The organism is Enterobacter sp., from assembly GCF_977039595.1.
The window spans coordinates 17,665-34,281 of record NZ_CDRQYH010000014.1 but is presented as its reverse complement, the minus strand read 5'-3'; the positions used below and the strand labels follow the sequence as shown (position 1 = coordinate 34,281).

At 57.0% G+C, this 16,617-nt stretch carries 17 protein-coding genes; 13 read left to right on the top strand and 4 right to left on the bottom strand.

Features of this window, described 5'->3' with window-relative positions:
* Positions 1–51: 51 nt before the first annotated feature.
* Complete coding sequence (locus tag ACWYRJ_RS06775) at positions 52–678, bottom strand: lysoplasmalogenase (protein WP_024906687.1); 627 nt, start codon at positions 676–678, stop codon at positions 52–54.
* Positions 679–807: 129 nt separating this feature from the next.
* On the opposite strand from ACWYRJ_RS06775, the gene ACWYRJ_RS06770 reads away from it, so the two are divergent.
* Positions 808–1,164 (top strand): DUF2500 domain-containing protein, encoded by a 357-nt coding sequence (locus ACWYRJ_RS06770; RefSeq protein WP_149367209.1) that lies wholly within the window; start codon positions 808–810, stop codon positions 1,162–1,164.
* Between the two features lie 48 nt (positions 1,165–1,212).
* On the opposite strand, the gene ACWYRJ_RS06765 is transcribed toward ACWYRJ_RS06770, so the two are convergent.
* On the bottom strand, positions 1,213–1,494 hold the full coding sequence (locus ACWYRJ_RS06765) for a DUF1145 family protein (RefSeq protein ID WP_010436509.1): 282 nt from the start codon (positions 1,492–1,494) through the stop codon (positions 1,213–1,215).
* Complete coding sequence (gene rsmD / locus ACWYRJ_RS06760) at positions 1,478–2,080, bottom strand: 16S rRNA (guanine(966)-N(2))-methyltransferase (protein WP_023310014.1); 603 nt, start codon at positions 2,078–2,080, stop codon at positions 1,478–1,480. Before rsmD ends, ACWYRJ_RS06765 begins: the two co-directional genes overlap by 17 nt.
* Positions 2,081–2,207: 127 nt before the next feature.
* Here rsmD and ftsY point away from each other — a divergent pair, with 127 nt between their 5' ends.
* The 6 genes from ftsY to livJ all read left to right on the top strand — a co-directional run bounded on the left by ftsY (position 2,208) and on the right by livJ (position 9,193).
* Positions 2,208–3,668, top strand: coding sequence for a signal recognition particle-docking protein FtsY (gene ftsY, locus ACWYRJ_RS06755; protein WP_455507601.1), 1,461 nt, complete (start codon positions 2,208–2,210; stop codon positions 3,666–3,668).
* Positions 3,669–3,670: 2 nt separating this feature from the next.
* The gene (gene ftsE / locus ACWYRJ_RS06750; protein WP_045402529.1) at positions 3,671–4,336 is read left to right on the top strand and encodes a cell division ATP-binding protein FtsE; all 666 of its coding nucleotides are present in this window, start codon (positions 3,671–3,673) and stop codon (positions 4,334–4,336) included.
* On the top strand, positions 4,329–5,384 hold the full coding sequence (ftsX, locus tag ACWYRJ_RS06745) for a permease-like cell division protein FtsX (protein WP_045909157.1): 1,056 nt from the start codon (positions 4,329–4,331) through the stop codon (positions 5,382–5,384). The genes ftsE and ftsX overlap by 8 nt, the downstream gene beginning before the upstream one ends.
* 251 nt (positions 5,385–5,635) lie before the next feature.
* Positions 5,636–6,493 (top strand): RNA polymerase sigma factor RpoH, encoded by an 858-nt coding sequence (gene rpoH / locus ACWYRJ_RS06740; RefSeq protein ID WP_028015143.1) that lies wholly within the window; start codon positions 5,636–5,638, stop codon positions 6,491–6,493.
* Between the two features lie 136 nt (positions 6,494–6,629).
* Complete coding sequence (locus tag ACWYRJ_RS06735; protein ID WP_149367211.1) at positions 6,630–7,895, top strand: 4-aminobutyrate--2-oxoglutarate transaminase; 1,266 nt, start codon at positions 6,630–6,632, stop codon at positions 7,893–7,895.
* A gap of 197 nt (positions 7,896–8,092) precedes the next feature.
* Entirely contained in the window at positions 8,093–9,193 is a 1,101-nt protein-coding gene (gene livJ / locus ACWYRJ_RS06730) for a branched chain amino acid ABC transporter substrate-binding protein LivJ (RefSeq protein WP_074147346.1), read from the top strand.
* 177 nt (positions 9,194–9,370) lie between these two features.
* On the opposite strand, the gene panM is transcribed toward livJ, so the two are convergent.
* Entirely contained in the window at positions 9,371–9,754 is a 384-nt protein-coding gene (gene panM / locus ACWYRJ_RS06725; RefSeq protein ID WP_455507600.1) for an aspartate 1-decarboxylase autocleavage activator PanM, read from the bottom strand.
* Between the two features lie 424 nt (positions 9,755–10,178).
* Between panM and livK the strand changes: the two genes are divergently transcribed.
* From livK to ugpB, 6 genes are all read left to right on the top strand, one after another.
* A complete protein-coding gene (gene livK, locus ACWYRJ_RS06720) occupies positions 10,179–11,288 on the top strand; it encodes a high-affinity branched-chain amino acid ABC transporter substrate-binding protein LivK (protein ID WP_047653117.1) in 1,110 nt (369 codons plus the stop codon).
* Positions 11,289–11,334: 46 nt separating this feature from the next.
* Positions 11,335–12,261 (top strand): high-affinity branched-chain amino acid ABC transporter permease LivH, encoded by a 927-nt coding sequence (livH, locus tag ACWYRJ_RS06715; RefSeq protein ID WP_013099131.1) that lies wholly within the window; start codon positions 11,335–11,337, stop codon positions 12,259–12,261.
* Positions 12,258–13,535 (top strand): branched chain amino acid ABC transporter permease LivM, encoded by a 1,278-nt coding sequence (gene livM / locus ACWYRJ_RS06710; RefSeq protein ID WP_048226437.1) that lies wholly within the window; start codon positions 12,258–12,260, stop codon positions 13,533–13,535. The genes livH and livM overlap by 4 nt, the downstream gene beginning before the upstream one ends.
* The gene (gene livG, locus ACWYRJ_RS06705) at positions 13,532–14,299 is read left to right on the top strand and encodes a high-affinity branched-chain amino acid ABC transporter ATP-binding protein LivG (RefSeq protein ID WP_024906698.1); all 768 of its coding nucleotides are present in this window, start codon (positions 13,532–13,534) and stop codon (positions 14,297–14,299) included. The genes livM and livG overlap by 4 nt, the downstream gene beginning before the upstream one ends.
* A gap of 1 nt (position 14,300) precedes the next feature.
* Entirely contained in the window at positions 14,301–15,014 is a 714-nt protein-coding gene (livF, locus tag ACWYRJ_RS06700) for a high-affinity branched-chain amino acid ABC transporter ATP-binding protein LivF (protein WP_008500102.1), read from the top strand.
* A gap of 245 nt (positions 15,015–15,259) precedes the next feature.
* Positions 15,260–16,576, top strand: coding sequence for a sn-glycerol-3-phosphate ABC transporter substrate-binding protein UgpB (gene ugpB, locus ACWYRJ_RS06695; RefSeq protein ID WP_455507599.1), 1,317 nt, complete (start codon positions 15,260–15,262; stop codon positions 16,574–16,576).
* Positions 16,577–16,617: the final 41 nt, after the last annotated feature.

Here is a 16,617-nt window from a genome sequence, read left to right as displayed (position 1 = left end):
CTCATTAACCGCAGCATACACTCTGGAGTCGACTCCAGAGTCAAGCGCTATTTAGATATACAGCGAACGCACAATCAGGAAATGCCCGGCAAAGTAACAGGCGGCGGCAATCGCGTTATCCGCCCGGAAGCGGCGGCGATAGTGGCTGCCCAGCCAGACGACGTTACCGATCAGCAGCAATGCGGCGCCGAAGAACGCTGACATCGCCGGAGCGGTCGGACGGAAGAACCACAGTTCACCAGCCAGCCATACCATTACCAGCGTCATGGCGATAAACGTACAAACCGGCAAACGCATCTCTTCCAGACGCGACCAGATCACCGCGATCAGCAGGGCGCCAATCACCAGCAGGACCAGCGGCAGCGGCCAGAAGAAAGAGAGCGTCATCTGGCTGGCGAAGTAGATGGTATACAGCAGATGCGACAGGAAAAATGCCCCTACGGCATACAGCAGGCGCTGGCGCGGCAGCAGGGTCAGGGCATCGCCAATCAGAGAGGCGCACAGCCCGGCGAGCACCAGATAGCTGACGGCGTTAAACATTGGCGCTTGCCAGGCCAGCAGCAGCAGGAGCAACAGCGTGACCGGTTTAAACAACCAGCGCTGCCAGGTGGGACCACGGTACGACGCATCGACATAAAGCCATGCGGAAAAACAGACAGCGATAAATGACCAAAGCATATTAACTCCCTGTATCTGTTAAGCCTGAATAATCAGTTTCTGATCCAGTGTAGTGACGCGGGCGGGCGTTTGGCAATGGTAGGGAAGGCAAGGTATCCTGAATTCCGCATAATCTGATGGGATTTTTCAATGAGCAAGATGCCGCTTTTTTTCATTATCGTGGTGGCGATTATCGTCATTGCCGCCTCGTTTCGTTTCGTGCAGCAGCGCCGCGAGAAGGCGGATAACGATGCTGCACCGCTGATGCAAAAGCGCGTGGTGGTGACGAACAAACGCGAAAAACCGCTCAACGACCGCCGCTCGCGCCAGCAGCAGGTGACGCCTGCGGGCACAACAATGCGCTATGAAGCGAGCTTTAAGCCGGAAACGGGCGGCCTTGAGATGACCTTCCGCCTGGAGGCGCAACAGTACCATCAGCTGACGGTGGGAGAGAAAGGAACGCTGAGCTACAAAGGGTCGCGATTCGAAGGTTTTACGCCTGAATAAGGCGCGATCGGTTCCCTCTCCCTGTGGGAGAGGGCATCAGGCCGCACATTATTTCTTCACCTGCGCCTTAAACTTCTTCATCCACACCAGCAGCTCAAACACGCCGAAAATAAAGACGCGCAGCTGCTGCCAGCCCGTCATCTGCGGGCCGTCTTTCGGCAGGCCGTTTTTCAGCATCACCATCTGAAGGGCGTGCATAAACGACGTGAAAATCAGCGCCACGTTAACGAAAATGTTCATCGGGCGCGGGAACGGGTGCACCAGATTCAGAATCAAGAACGCCCAGACGCCCAGCATCAGCAAGCGTCCCAGGTTAATCAGTACCGGCATCGGATCCTCCTTGTGCCTGACGGTGATAAAGACGATAAGCAACCTGACCTGCCACTTTTTCACGGTGCAGATCCCAGTGGGCGGGAACCGGCGGTAAACCGTTTTCCACTTCGCTTTCAACATAAATTAGCGCGTCATCCGCCAGCCAGCCGTTTTGCTCCAGCAGGGATAACGTCTCCTCCAGCAGCCCCTTGCGGAACGGCGGGTCGACAAACACCACGTTATGCGGCGTGCCCTTTTGCGCGAGGAAGCTCAGCGTGTTGGTGTTCACCACTTTGGCGTTGCTCGCCTTCAGCGTCGCCAGATTTTGCTGCAGCGTCTGCGCAACGCCGCGCTCCATCTCGAGCAGCGTGGCGCTGGCGGCATAGCGCGACAGCGCTTCCAGCCCGAGGGCGCCGCTTCCGGCGAAGCAGTCCAGACAGTGGGCGTCTACCATAGACGGAGCCAGCCAGTTAAACAGCGTCTCGCGCACGCGGTCGGTAGTTGGGCGTAAACCGGGGCTGTCCGGCACCGGTAATTTCCGGCCTCGCCACTGACCGCCGATAATACGAATTTGACCGGCCGGGGCGCGGTTGGGTTTCTTCATCTCAGGAAAGCTCTGTTAACAATTGGCCTGCGATTGCGGGCGGTGATGTCAATTAAGTAAAGTGTTAGACTATTTCATCATTTTTTTAGCTTCCATGTATATAGCGCCGCGAGGAGTGTAGTCGCAGATGGCAAAACAAAAAAAACGTGGCTTCTTTTCCTGGCTGGGCTTCGGTGAAAAAGAGCAAGAAACAGAACAGAAAACCGAAGAGCAACAAGCCGTTGAAGAGCAGTCGCAGCCTGAAACGCCTGTAGAAACCGCCGCGGTTGTCGAAGCGGAAGAAACGGCGCACAGCAAAGAAGAGATTGAAACCTTTGCTGAAGAGGTGGTTGAAGTCACTGAACAGGTTCAGGAGAACGAGAAGCCAGAACCGGTTGTCGTCGAAGCCGTTACCGAAGCGCCACAGGCCGCTATCGAACACGAAGAGCTTCCGCTGCCGGAAGAGGTCAAAGACGAAGCGGTGTCTGCCGAAGAGTGGCAGGCCGAAGCGGAAACCGTTGAAATCGTTGAGGCGGTGGAAGAAGAAGCGGCGCTTGAGCCAGAGCTGACCGACGACGAGCTGGAAGCCCAGGCGCTGGCGGCGGAGGCAGCTGAAGAAGCGGTCATCGTTGTGCCGGTAGAAGAGCAGGCCGAAGACGAGATCGTTCAGGAGCAGGAAAAACCGACCAAAGAAGGTTTCTTCGCGCGCCTGAAGCGCAGCCTGCTTAAAACCAAAGAAAACTTAGGTTCCGGATTTATCAGTCTGTTCCGCGGCAAGAAGATCGACGACGATCTGTTTGAAGAGCTGGAAGAACAACTGCTGATTGCTGACGTTGGGGTAGAAACTACCCGTAAGATCATCGCCAATCTGACCGAAGGGGCGAGCCGCAAACAGCTGCGCGACGCCGAGGCGCTGTATGGTCTGCTGAAAGACGAGATGGGTGAAATTCTCGCAAAAGTTGACGAACCGCTTAATATTGAAGGCAAAACGCCATTTGTTATTCTGATGGTCGGCGTGAACGGCGTGGGTAAAACCACCACCATCGGCAAGCTGGCGCGCCAGTTCGAGCAGCAGGGCAAATCGGTGATGCTGGCGGCGGGCGATACCTTCCGTGCAGCGGCGGTTGAGCAGCTGCAGGTGTGGGGCCAGCGCAACAACATTCCGGTGATTGCCCAGCATACCGGCGCGGATTCCGCGTCCGTGATCTTTGACGCTATCCAGGCGGCGAAGGCGCGCAACGTGGACGTGCTGATTGCCGATACCGCAGGGCGTTTGCAGAACAAATCGCACCTGATGGAAGAATTGAAGAAAATCGTTCGCGTCATGAAGAAGCTGGACGAAGACGCACCGCATGAAATTATGCTGACCATTGATGCCAGCACCGGACAGAACGCCATCAGCCAGGCAAAGCTGTTCCATGAAGCGGTAGGACTGACGGGGATCACGCTGACCAAACTGGACGGCACCGCGAAAGGCGGGGTGATTTTCTCCGTGGCTGACCAGTTCGGCATTCCTATCCGTTACATCGGTGTGGGCGAGCGTATTGAGGATTTACGTCCGTTTAAGGCGGGCGACTTTATTGAGGCATTATTTGCCCGAGAGGACTAACAATGATTCGCTTTGAACACGTCAGCAAGGCCTATCTCGGTGGGAGACAAGCGCTGCAGGGGGTCACATTCCACCTGCAGCCAGGCGAGATGGCATTCCTGACCGGCCATTCCGGCGCGGGGAAAAGTACCCTGCTCAAGCTTATCTGTGGGATCGAGCGCCCAAGCGCCGGGAAGATCTTTTTCAGCGGCCATGAGATCAGCCGCCTGAAAAACCGTGAGGTGCCGTTCCTGCGTCGCCAGATCGGCATGATTTTCCAGGATCACCATCTGCTGATGGATCGCACCGTTTTCGATAACGTGGCCATTCCGCTGATTATTGCCGGCGCCAGCTATGACGATATCCGCCGCCGCGTCTCTGCGGCGCTGGATAAGGTCGGGCTACTGGACAAAGCGAAGAACTTCCCGATCCAGCTCTCCGGCGGTGAACAGCAGCGCGTGGGTATCGCCCGCGCGGTGGTGAACAAGCCTGCGGTGCTGCTGGCGGATGAACCGACCGGTAACCTGGACGATGCCCTGTCAGAAGGGATTTTGCGTCTGTTTGAGGAATTTAACCGCGTAGGGGTCACCGTATTGATGGCAACGCACGACATCGGGCTGATTTCCCGTCGTTCGTACCGCATGCTGACCCTGAGCGACGGTCATTTGCACGGAGGCCACGGTGAATAAGCGTGATGCAATAAACCAGATTCGGCAGTTCGGGAACCGGTTTGACCGTTTCCGTAAGCCGCAGGGCGGGGGGGACGGCAATCGTAATGCGCCGAAGCGCCAGAAGGCCGCGCCAAAACCGGCCTCCCGTAAAACCAACGTCTTTAACGAGCAGGTGCGCTACGCGTTCCACGGCGCGCTGCAGGACCTGAAAAGCAAACCGCTGGCGACGTTCCTGACGGTGATGGTGATTGCCATCTCCCTCACGCTTCCAAGCGTCTGCTATATGGTCTATAAAAACGTCAACCAGGCGGCCTCACAGTATTATCCGTCCCCGCAGATCACGGTCTATCTGGATAAAGCGCTCGACGATAACGCGGCGGCCCAGGTGGTTGGGCAAATTCAGGCCGAGCAGGGCGTAGAGAAGGTCAACTATCTCTCACGTGAAGACGCGCTGGGCGAGTTCCGTAACTGGTCTGGCTTTGGCGGCGCGCTGGATATGCTCGAAGAGAACCCGCTGCCCGCCGTGGCGGTGGTAATCCCGAAGCTGGATTTCCAGGGGACCGATTCGCTTAACACCCTGCGCGATCGCATCACGCGCATTAAGGGCATTGATGAAGTGCGCATGGATGACAGCTGGTTTGCGCGCCTTTCTGCTCTCACCGGGCTGGTAGGCCGCGTCGCGGCGATGATTGGCGTGCTGATGGTGGCGGCGGTCTTCCTCGTCATCGGCAACAGCGTGCGCCTGAGCATTTTCGCCCGTCGCGATACCATCAACGTGCAGAAACTGATTGGTGCGACGGATGGTTTCATCCTCCGTCCGTTCCTTTACGGCGGCGCACTGCTCGGTTTTTCCGGCGCATTTCTTTCACTGATATTGTCAGAAATTTTGGTGATGCGGCTTTCCTCTGCCGTGACTGAAGTGGCGCAGGTTTTCGGAACGAAGTTTGATATCAGTGGCTTAGGGTTCGATGAGTGCCTGTTACTGCTGCTGGTGTGTTCGATGATTGGGTGGGTGGCAGCGTGGCTGGCAACCGTTCAACATTTACGTCACTTTACTCCCGACTAATAAAAGCGTGATATAATCTTTCCCTGCACCGAGATGTTCGCTCTGCAGGGAAAGCGTCCCTGTTGTCTCTTCCCCTGTTATCATCTCCATGTCACATTTTGTGCGTAATTTATTCACCGTTGCACCTGGAACTTGTGGATAAAATCACTGTCTGATAAAAGAGTGAATGCTAATCTCGTTGCTCAAACGCTTTGGCATGGTTGTTGCCTGACGGGGACAGCCTGGACCAGAAGAAATACTGAGAGGAATGAATGACCAAAGAAATGCAAACTTTAGCTTTAGCCCCTGTTGGTAACCTGGAATCTTATATCCGGGCTGCGAACACCTGGCCGATGTTAACGGCCGAGGAAGAAAAGGAGCTTGCTGAAAAGCTGCATTACCAGGGCGATCTGGAAGCAGCGAAAAAGCTGATCCTGTCTCACCTGCGCTTTGTTGTTCACATTGCTCGTAATTATGCGGGCTATGGCCTGCCGCAGGCGGACTTGATTCAGGAAGGCAACATCGGCCTGATGAAGGCTGTGCGTCGCTTCAACCCGGAAGTGGGTGTGCGACTCGTCTCCTTCGCCGTACACTGGATCAAGGCAGAAATTCATGAATACGTGCTGCGCAACTGGCGTATCGTGAAAGTCGCCACGACAAAAGCGCAACGTAAACTGTTCTTCAACCTGCGTAAAACCAAGCAGCGTCTGGGCTGGTTCAATCAGGACGAAGTGGAAATGGTGGCGCGCGAGCTGGGCGTATCCAGCAAAGACGTGCGTGAGATGGAATCCCGTATGGCCGCGCAGGACATGACCTTTGATATGTCCTCCGACGATGACGCCTCCGACAGCCAGCCAATGGCGCCGGTTCTGTATCTGCAGGATAAAACCTCTAATTTTGCTGACGGCATCGAAGAGGACAACTGGGAAGATCAGGCCGCGAACAAGCTGACCCATGCGATGGAAGGCCTCGACGAACGTAGCCAGGATATTATCCGCGCCCGCTGGCTGGACGAAGACAACAAGTCCACGCTGCAGGAGCTGGCCGACCGCTACGGCGTCTCTGCAGAACGTGTGCGTCAGCTTGAAAAGAACGCCATGAAAAAACTTCGCGCCGCTATCGAAGCGTAATTTTCGCGAAGTACACCGAGAACCCTCGAATGCAAATTCGGGGGTTTTGTTTTTTTAGCGCCCGCTCTGGCTAATTTCCTCCCCCTGGCAAACACTTACTGATGCGCTAAGCAGGCGACTTTCTCAGGGGGACAGGGTGAAAAATAACGAACTGAACGACCGGCGTTTACAGGCGACGCCGCGCGGCATCGGCGTGATGTGTAACTTCTATGCCGATAAAGCCGAAAACGCCACGGTGTGGGACGTGGAAGGCAATGAGTATATCGACTTCGCCGCTGGGATCGCGGTGCTGAATACCGGCCATCGCCATCCCAAAGTCATTTCCGCCATTGAAAAACAACTCCACGCGTTTACCCACACGGCCTACCAGATTTTGCCGTACGAAGGCTACGTGGCGCTTGCCGAGCGTATCAACGCACGCGTGCCCGTAGAAGGTCCTGCCAAAACGGCGTTCTTCTCGACGGGGGCTGAGGCGGTCGAAAACGCGGTCAAAATTGCGCGCGCCTATACCAAACGTCCTGGCCTTATCACCTTCGGCGGCGCGTTCCACGGCCGCACCTTTATGACCATGGCGCTGACCGGCAAAGTTGCGCCGTACAAGCTCGGCTTCGGACCCTTCCCCGGCTCGGTTTACCACGCGCAGTATCCGAATGACCTGCACGGCGTCAGCACCGCTGAGGCGTTAAAAAGCCTGGAACGTATCTTTAAAGCAGATATTGCTCCTGACCAGGTCGCGGCGATTATTCTCGAACCGGTTCAGGGAGAGGGCGGTTTCAACATTGCGCCTGCTGATTTTATGCAGGCTCTTCGCGCCCTGTGCGATACCCACGGTATTTTGCTGATTGCTGACGAGGTGCAAAGCGGCTTCGCCCGCACCGGCAAGCTTTTCTCGATGGAACACCACTGCGTGAAGCCGGACCTGATCACCATGGCAAAAAGCCTGGCGGGCGGGATGCCGCTCTCTGCGGTATCGGGCCGTGCCGACGTGATGGACGCGCCTGCGCCGGGCGGGCTGGGCGGCACCTACGCGGGCAATCCGCTGGCGATTGCCGCAGCGCACGCGGTGCTGGACGTGATTGACGAGGAAGATCTCTGCACGCGCTCGGCGCATCTCGGCCATCACCTGGTTGAAGTGCTCAACAAAGCCAAGGAACACTGCCCGTATATCGCTGACATTCGCGGGCAGGGCTCGATGGTGGCGGTAGAGTTTAACGACCCGCAAACGGGTCAGCCTTCGCCGGAATTTACCCGTGAGGTGCAGGAGCGCGCGTTGCAGGAAGGGCTGCTTCTTCTGAGCTGCGGCGTCTACGGCAACGTCATTCGTTTCCTCTATCCGCTGACTATCCCTGAAGCGCAGTTCCGTAAAGCGCTGGACATTATCTCCGCGTCGCTGACACGTTAAAGCCACATGCCCGGCGGTAAATCCTGCCGGGCTTATCATATATTCATTTCAAATTAGCTATTCCAAAATCATAAAAATCGGGTATGTTTTAGCAGAGTATGCTGAAAAAGCGCGGACAGCACACCTATAACTGACATAAAGCGCTGCACAACAACATCACAACAATCGTAATAACCATAATAATGGGGAATCTCAGGATGAACATGAAGGGTAAAGCGTTACTGGCAGGATGTATCGCGTTGGCATTCAGCACCATGGCACAGGCAGACATCAAGGTGGCTGTGGTTGGCGCGATGTCCGGTCCGGTAGCACAGTACGGCGACCAGGAATTTACCGGCGCTGAACAGGCGGTTGCAGACATTAATGCTAAGGGCGGTATCAAAGGCGAAAAACTGCAGATCGTAAAATATGATGATGCCTGTGACCCGAAACAAGCGGTCGCGGTCGCGAACAAAGTGGTGAACGACGGGATCAAATACGTTATCGGTCACCTGTGCTCTTCCTCTACTCAGCCCGCGTCTGACATCTACGAAGACGAAGGTATTCTGATGATCACCCCGGCAGCGACCGCACCGGAGCTGACTGCGCGTGGATACAAGCTGACCCTGCGCACCACCGGTCTGGACTCTGACCAGGGCCCAACCGCGGCGAAATACATCGTTGAAAAAGTGAAGCCGAAGCGCATTGCTATCGTTCATGACAAGCAGCAGTACGGTGAAGGTCTGGCGCGTTCAGTGCAGGACAACCTCAAGAAAGCCAATGCCGACGTGGTGTTCTTCGACGGTATCACCGCCGGTGAGAAAGACTTCTCCACCCTGGTGGCGCGTCTGAAGAAAGAGAATATCGACTTCGTATACTACGGCGGCTACCATCCGGAAATGGGCCAGATCCTGCGTCAGGCGCGCGCTGCTGGCCTGAAAACCCAGTTTATGGGCCCGGAAGGCGTGGCGAACGTTTCTCTGTCTAACATCGCGGGTGAATCAGCCGAAGGCCTGCTGGTGACCAAACCGAAGAACTACGACCAGGTCCCTGCGAACAAACCTATCGTAGATGCCATCAAGGCGAAGAAACAGGATCCAAGCGGCGCTTTCGTCTGGACCACCTACGCGGCGCTGCAGTCTCTGCAGGCAGGTCTGAACCAGTCCGCCGATCCGGCTGAGATTGCCACCTGGCTGAAAGCGAATACGGTCCAGACCGTCATGGGGCCACTCTCCTGGGACGCGAAGGGCGACCTGAAGGGCTTCGAGTTCGGCGTGTTTGACTGGCATGCCAATGGCACGGCGACAGACGCAAAATAATTTTCCCGTCTCCTTTCGCGCCGCAGGTGCGTTGGCTGCGTTATTCAACCCCGGTCACTTACTTATGTAAGCTCCCGGGGATTTCATAACTTGCCGCCTTCCTGCAACACGAAATGCTTGGGAAAATACAGTGGAGAATGTAGGCCGGGTAAGGCGCAGCCGCCACCCGGCTTTCTTTTAGCGCTTCTCCCACCCGCTCTCCTGCGCCGTAAAGCCTAACGCCTGCATAAACGCTGCCATCACGCCGCGGTCTTCCACGCCCACGTCAGCCATCCACCATGAGCTCACGCTTGGGTTTTCGCGGATCACTTCTTCAATTAAATACTGTCCCACGCCGCGACGACGGGTGACGTCACGAACGCGCAGTGAGTCCAGCGCTCCTTCTGTACCGCTCAGAGTGACGCGAACCGCAGCCAGCAGGCGCTCGTTAAAACGCGCGGCATAAATGCGGTGGGTCTCATCAACGCGCAGCGACGAAGGGGAATATTCCGGCCAGATCTTGCCCAGGTCGATATGATCCTGGTCGCTAAAGGTCACCAGACGCACGATAGTCAGTTTCATTAGCTACTTGTCCAAATCAAATTGAGTAGAGGCAGTGTACTCAATTTATTCACTCAGCGGCTTCCTCTTTTTATTCTCATTAACCAGGTGATTAGTTTTTTGGCAACGCGATGGGCAGTTTGAAAACACATGGATCGAAAAATAAGCAGAATTTTAACCTGAATGGTAGTGATTTATTCGGCGCTTTGTACCGTTATTTTATGCTGCAAACTGCACTTTTATTTGTTTATCTCTGCCTGATTTCAGAATATTATCTTTGCTTAATCGCCTGAAAAATAGAGATTTTAGTCTGGTTTTTGACAAAAAACTGCGCTAAACCATTAAAGGCACTGGTAAAAATAGCGTTGTTCATTAAAAGTACAGAATGCTTTTTAACCATAATAAAACAAAATATAAACACGACATCACGAATGGGGATTCAGAGATGAAAAGGAACGCGAAGACGTTAATCGCGGGGATGGTCGCACTGTCGATCTCGCATGCCGCCATGGCGGAGGACATTAAAGTTGCGGTAGTGGGCGCGATGTCCGGCCCTGTTGCCCAGTGGGGTGATATGGAGTTCAACGGTGCGCGCCAGGCCATCAAAGACATCAACGCTAAGGGCGGCATCAAAGGCGACAAGCTGGTGGGCGTAGAATATGACGACGCCTGCGATCCGAAACAGGCCGTCGCGGTCGCCAACAAAATCGTTAACGACGGCATCCAGTATGTGATCGGCCACCTGTGCTCGTCGTCCACCCAGCCCGCATCTGATATCTACGAAGACGAAGGCATTCTGATGATCACCCCTGGCGCCACTAACCCTGAGCTGACCCAGCGCGGCTACCAGCACATCATGCGTACCGCGGGGCTGGACTCCTCTCAGGGGCCAACCGCCGCCAAATACATCCTTGAAACCGTCAAGCCGCAGCGTATCGCCATTATTCATGACAAGCAGCAGTACGGCGAAGGCCTGGCGCGCTCCGTTCAGGACGGCCTGAAAAAAGGCGGCGCAAACATCGTCTTCTTCGACGGGATTACCGCCGGTGAGAAAGACTTTTCCGCGCTGATCGCCCGCCTGCAAAAAGAGAATATCGACTTTGTTTACTACGGCGGCTACTACCCGGAGATGGGGCAGATGCTGCGTCAGGCGCGCGCCACCGGTCTGAAGACCCAGTTTATGGGGCCAGAGGGCGTGGGCAATGCCTCTCTGTCGAACATCGCCGGGGATTCTGCTGAAGGCATGCTGGTGACGATGCCAAAACGCTATGACCAGGATCCGGCCAACAAGGCTATCGTGGATGCGCTCAAGGCGCAGAAGAAAGATCCGAGTGGTCCGTACGTCTGGATCACCTACGCCGCCGTACAGTCTCTGGCCACCGCGCTGGAACGCTCCGGCAGCAAAGAACCGCTGGATCTGGTGAAAGATTTAAAAGCACACGGGGCGAACACCGTGATTGGGCCGCTGAACTGGGATGAGAAAGGCGATCTGAAGGGATTTGAGTTTGGTGTCTTTAAGTGGCACGCCGACGGTTCATCCTCGGCCGCCAAATAATTATCCCACCGCCCGGACTGACGGGCGGGTATAAAAAGGTTTGCATATGTCCGAGCAGTTTCTCTATTTCCTGCAGCAGATGTTTAACGGCGTTACGCTGGGAAGCACCTACGCGCTGATCGCCATCGGCTATACGATGGTTTACGGCATTATCGGCATGATCAACTTCGCCCACGGCGAGGTCTACATGATCGGTAGCTATGTCTCCTTTATGATTATTGCTGCCCTTATGATGATGGGCATCGACAGCAGCTGGCTGCTGGTCGCCGCCGGGTTTGTTGGCGCGATTGTGATTGCCAGCGCCTACGGCTGGAGCATCGAGCGCGTGGCCTACCGGCCGGTGCGCAGCTCCAAGCGTCTGATTGCGTTGATTTCCGCGATCGGGATGTCGATCTTCCTGCAAAACTACGTCAGCCTCACCGAAGGCTCGCGCGACGTGGCGCTGCCAAGCCTGTTTAACGGCCAGTGGATTGTGGGGGCCAGTGAAAACTTCTCGGCTTCTATCACCACTATGCAGCTGGTTATCTGGGTCGTGACCTTTATTGCGATGCTCGCCCTGACGCTGTTCATCCGCTACTCGCGTATGGGTCGCGCATGCCGCGCCTGCGCAGAAGACCTGAAGATGGCGAGCCTGCTCGGCATCAACACCGACCGCGTGATTGCCCTGACCTTCGTAATTGGCGCCGCGATGGCGGCCGTCGCAGGCGTGCTGCTCGGCCAGTTCTACGGTGTGATCAACCCGTACATCGGCTTTATGGCCGGGATGAAAGCCTTCACCGCGGCGGTTCTGGGCGGTATCGGCAGTATTCCGGGGGCGATGATCGGCGGCCTGATCCTGGGCGTGGCGGAAGCGCTCTCCTCGGCGTATCTGAGCACGGAATATAAAGACGTGGTGTCGTTTGCCCTGCTGATTCTGGTTCTGCTGGTCATGCCTACCGGCATTCTGGGCCGTCCGGAGGTAGAGAAAGTATGAAACCGATGCATTTTGCAATGGCGCTGCTCTCTGCCGCCATGTTCTTCGTGCTGGCGGGCGTTTTTATGGGCGTCCAGTTAGGTCTGGACGGGACGAAGCTGGTGGTGGACGCCGCCCCCGACATCCGCTGGCAGTGGGTGTTTATCGGCACTGCCGTCGTGTTCCTGTTCCAGCTGCTGCGTCCGCTGTTCCAGAAGTCGCTGAAAAACGTCTCCGGGCCGAAATTCGTCCTGCCGGCCATCGACGGGTCAACCGTTAAGCAGAAGCTGTTCCTCGTGGCGCTGCTGGTGGCCGCCGTGGCGTGGCCGTTCGTGGTGTCTCGTGGAACCGTAGATATCGCTACCCTGACCATGATCTACGTGATCCTCGGTCTCGGTCTGAACGTGGTGGTGGGGCTATCTGGCCTGCTGGTGCTTGGGTACGGCGGCTTCTACGCCATCGGCGCCTACACCTTCGCGCTGCTGAACCACTATTACGGCCTCGGCTTCTGGACCTGTCTGCCGCTGGCGGGGCTGGTCTCCGCCGCAGCCGGTTTCCTGCTTGGCTTCCCGGTGCTGCGCCTGCGCGGTGACTACCTGGCGATCGTGACCTTAGGCTTCGGTGAAATCGTCCGTATCCTGCTGCTGAACAACACCGAAGTGACCGGCGGCCCGAACGGCATCAGCCAGATCCCGAAACCGACCTTCTTCGGTCTGGAGTTCAGCCGTACCGCCCGCGAAGGCGGCTGGGATACCTTCAGTAACTTCTTCGGCGTGAAGTATGACCCGTCCGACCGCGTGATCTGGCTCTATCTGGTGGCGCTGCTGCTGGTGGTGATCACCCTGTTCGTGATTAACCGCCTGCTGCGCATGCCGCTGGGCCGCGCGTGGGAAGCACTGCGCGAGGATGAGATCGCCTGCCGTTCCCTGGGCCTGAACCCGACACGCATCAAGCTGACCGCGTTCACCATCAGCGCCGCGTTTGCCGGTTTCGCCGGGACGCTGTTTGCCGCGCGTCAGGGCTTCGTCAGCCCGGAATCGTTCACCTTTGCCGAATCCGCTTTTGTGCTGGCGATTGTGGTGCTCGGCGGGATGGGCTCGCAGTTCGCCGTTATCCTCGCGGCCATCCTGCTGGTGGTTTCGCGCGAGCTGATGCGCGACTTTAACGAATACAGCATGTTAATGCTGGGTGGTTTGATGGTGCTGATGATGATCTGGCGTCCGCAGGGCTTGCTGCCGATGACCCGTCCACAGCTGAAGCTGAAGAACGGGCAAGCGAAAGGAGAGCAGGCATGAGTCAGCCATTATTATCCGTTAACGGTCTGATGATGCGTTTTGGCGGCCTGCTGGCGGTCAACAATGTGTCACTGGATCTTCACAAGAAAGAGATTGTCTCCCTGATTGGCCCGAACGGCGCGGGGAAAACCACGGTCTTTAACTGCCTGACCGGCTTCTACAAGCCGACGGGCGGCACCATCATGCTGCGCGACAAGCACCTTGAAGGGCTGCCGGGCCAGCAGATTGCCCGCATGGGCGTGGTGCGTACCTTCCAGCACGTGCGTCTGTTCCGCGAGATGACGGTGATTGAGAACCTGCTGGTTGCGCAGCATCAGCAGCTGAAAACCGGGCTGTTCTCCGGCCTGCTGAAAACCCCGGCCTTCCGCCGCGCCCAGGATGAAGCGCTCGATCGCGCCGCCACCTGGCTCGACCGAATTGGCCTGCTGCAGCACGCTAACCGCCAGGCGAGCAATCTGGCCTACGGCGACCAGCGTCGTCTGGAGATTGTGCGCTGCATGGTCACCCAGCCGGAAATCCTGATGCTCGACGAACCGGCGGCGGGCCTCAACCCGAAAGAGACCAAAGAGCTGGACGAGCTGATTGCCGAACTGCGCGATCACCACGACACCACCATTCTGCTGATTGAGCACGACATGAAGCTGGTAATGGGCATTTCGGACCGTATCTACGTGGTTAACCAGGGCACGCCGCTGGCAAACGGCACGCCGGAAGAGATCCGCAACAACCCGGACGTGATCCGCGCATACCTGGGTGAGGCATAAGATGGAAAAAGCGATGTTAACGTTCGACAAGGTCAACGCGCACTACGGCAAGATCCAGGCGCTGCACGACGTCAGCCTGCATATCAATCAGGGTGAAATCGTGACCCTGATTGGCGCCAACGGCGCCGGTAAAACCACGCTGCTCGGCACCCTGTGCGGCGACCCGCGCGCCACCAGCGGGCGGATTGTGTTTGATGGCAAAGACATTACCGACTGGCAGACCGCCAGAATCATGCGCGAGGCGGTGGCGATTGTTCCGGAAGGGCGCCGCGTGTTCTCGCGTATGACGGTGGAAGAGAACCTGGCGATGGGTGGGTTCTTCGCCCACCGCGATGAATACCAGACCCGCATCAAGTGGGTGTACGAACTCTTCCCGCGCCTGTGGGAGCGTCGCATTCAGCGTGCGGGCACCATGTCCGGCGGTGAACAGCAGATGCTGGCGATAGGCCGCGCGCTGATGAGCCAGCCGCGTCTCCTGCTGCTGGACGAGCCGTCGCTCGGCCTGGCGCCAATCATCATCCAGCAGATATTCGACACCATCGAGCAGCTGCGCAAAGAGGGGATGACCATCTTCCTCGTCGAGCAAAACGCCAACCAGGCGCTGAAGCTCGCCGACCGTGGCTACGTGCTGGAGAACGGCCGCGTGGTGCTGGAGGACACCGGCGACGCGCTGCTGGCGAACGAAGCGGTGCGGAGCGCGTATCTGGGCGGCTGAGCCGTCTGTATCGCCCGGTGGCGCTTACGCTTACCGGGCCTACGGTATCAACCAGGCCGGGTAAGGCGAAGCCGCCACCCGGCTTTTTCACATAAACCCCCTTCACACAACCATCATCCCCCTGACCCTTTACTGTCACTTATCTGTAAACAAACAGTTATTTTTCTGTCATTCGAGCATGTCATGTTACCTCGCGAGCATAAAACGCGTGATATCGCGCATCCGGCACAATAAGAGAGATGACAATGACATCGTTACGACACACAGCTTTGGGTCTGGCACTGGGTCTGGCTTTTGCGACGAATGCAATGGCTGTGACGACCATTCCGTTCTGGCATTCCATGGAAGGGGAGTTGGGTAAAGAAGTTGACTCCCTGGCGCAGCGTTTCAACGACACCCACCCGGATTACAAAATTGTGCCGGTGTACAAAGGCAACTACGAGCAGAGCCTGAGCGCGGGCATCGCCGCCTTCCGTACCGGCAACGCGCCTGCGCTGTTACAGGTTTATGAAGTGGGCACCGCCACCATGATGGCCTCCAAAGCCATCAAGCCGGTCTATGAAGTGTTCAAAGAAGCGGGTATTAACTTCGATGAATCCCAGTTCGTGCCAACCGTAGCGGGTTACTACACCGATTCCAAAACCGGACATCTGCTGTCTCAGCCGTTTAACAGCTCCACGCCGGTGCTGTACTACAACAAAGACGCCTTCAAGAAAGCCGGTTTAGATCCGGAGCAGCCGCCAAAAACCTGGCAGGACCTGGCCGAATACACCGCGAAGCTGAAAGCGGCGGGAATGAAGTGCGGCTACGCCAGCGGCTGGCAGGGCTGGATCCAGATCGAAAACTTCAGCGCCTGGCATGGCCTGCCGGTGGCGACCAAAAACAACGGCTTCGACGGCACCGATGCGGTACTGGAGTTCAACAAGCCGGTGCAGGTGAAGCACATTGCGCTGCTTGCCGATCTGAACAAGAAGGGCGACTTCAGCTACTTCGGGCGTAAAGACGAATCCACCGAGAAGTTCTACAACGGCGACTGCGCCATTACCACCGCCTCGTCCGGCTCCCTGGCGGATATCCGCCACTACGCCAAATTCAACTACGGCGTGGGCATGATGCCGTACGACGCCGACGTGAAGGGCGCGCCGCAGAACGCCATCATCGGCGGGGCGAGCCTGTGGGTGATGCAGGGTAAAGACAAGGGCACCTATAAAGGCGTAGCCGAGTTCCTCGACTTCCTGGCGAAGCCGGAAAACGCCGCCGAATGGCACCAGAAAACCGGCTACCTGCCGATCACCAAAGCCGCGTACGACCTGACCCGCGAGCAGGGCTTCTACAGCAAGAACCCGGGTGCAGACATCGCGACGCGTCAGATGCTGAACAAGCCGCCGTTGCCGTTCACCAAAGGCCTGCGCCTGGGCAACATGCCGCAGATCCGCACCATTGTGGATGAGGAGCTGGAAAGCGTCTGGACCGGTAAGAAAACGCCACAGCAGGCGCTGGATTCCGCGGTAGAGCGCGGGAATCAGCTGCTGCGCCGCTTTGAGCAGTCGACGAAATCGTAATTCAAACCTGCCCCTCACCCCGGCCCTCTCCCCAAAGGGGC

Coding starts and splice junctions, on each gene's coding strand:
- rsmD (WP_023310014.1), bottom strand. CDS start 2,080: ATGAAGAAACCCAACCGCGCCCCGGCCGGTCAAATTCGTATTATCGGC.
- livK (WP_047653117.1), top strand. CDS start 10,179: ATGAAAAGGAACGCGAAGACGTTAATCGCGGGGATGGTCGCACTGTCG.
- ACWYRJ_RS06775 (WP_024906687.1), bottom strand. CDS start 678: ATGCTTTGGTCATTTATCGCTGTCTGTTTTTCCGCATGGCTTTATGTC.
- livF (WP_008500102.1), top strand. CDS start 14,301: ATGGAAAAAGCGATGTTAACGTTCGACAAGGTCAACGCGCACTACGGC.
- ftsY (WP_455507601.1), top strand. CDS start 2,208: ATGGCAAAACAAAAAAAACGTGGCTTCTTTTCCTGGCTGGGCTTCGGT.
- ACWYRJ_RS06770 (WP_149367209.1), top strand. CDS start 808: ATGAGCAAGATGCCGCTTTTTTTCATTATCGTGGTGGCGATTATCGTC.
- ftsE (WP_045402529.1), top strand. CDS start 3,671: ATGATTCGCTTTGAACACGTCAGCAAGGCCTATCTCGGTGGGAGACAA.
- livG (WP_024906698.1), top strand. CDS start 13,532: ATGAGTCAGCCATTATTATCCGTTAACGGTCTGATGATGCGTTTTGGC.
- panM (WP_455507600.1), bottom strand. CDS start 9,754: ATGAAACTGACTATCGTGCGTCTGGTGACCTTTAGCGACCAGGATCAT.
- rpoH (WP_028015143.1), top strand. CDS start 5,636: ATGACCAAAGAAATGCAAACTTTAGCTTTAGCCCCTGTTGGTAACCTG.
- livH (WP_013099131.1), top strand. CDS start 11,335: ATGTCCGAGCAGTTTCTCTATTTCCTGCAGCAGATGTTTAACGGCGTT.
- livM (WP_048226437.1), top strand. CDS start 12,258: ATGAAACCGATGCATTTTGCAATGGCGCTGCTCTCTGCCGCCATGTTC.
- livJ (WP_074147346.1), top strand. CDS start 8,093: ATGAACATGAAGGGTAAAGCGTTACTGGCAGGATGTATCGCGTTGGCA.
- ACWYRJ_RS06765 (WP_010436509.1), bottom strand. CDS start 1,494: ATGCCGGTACTGATTAACCTGGGACGCTTGCTGATGCTGGGCGTCTGG.
- ugpB (WP_455507599.1), top strand. CDS start 15,260: ATGACATCGTTACGACACACAGCTTTGGGTCTGGCACTGGGTCTGGCT.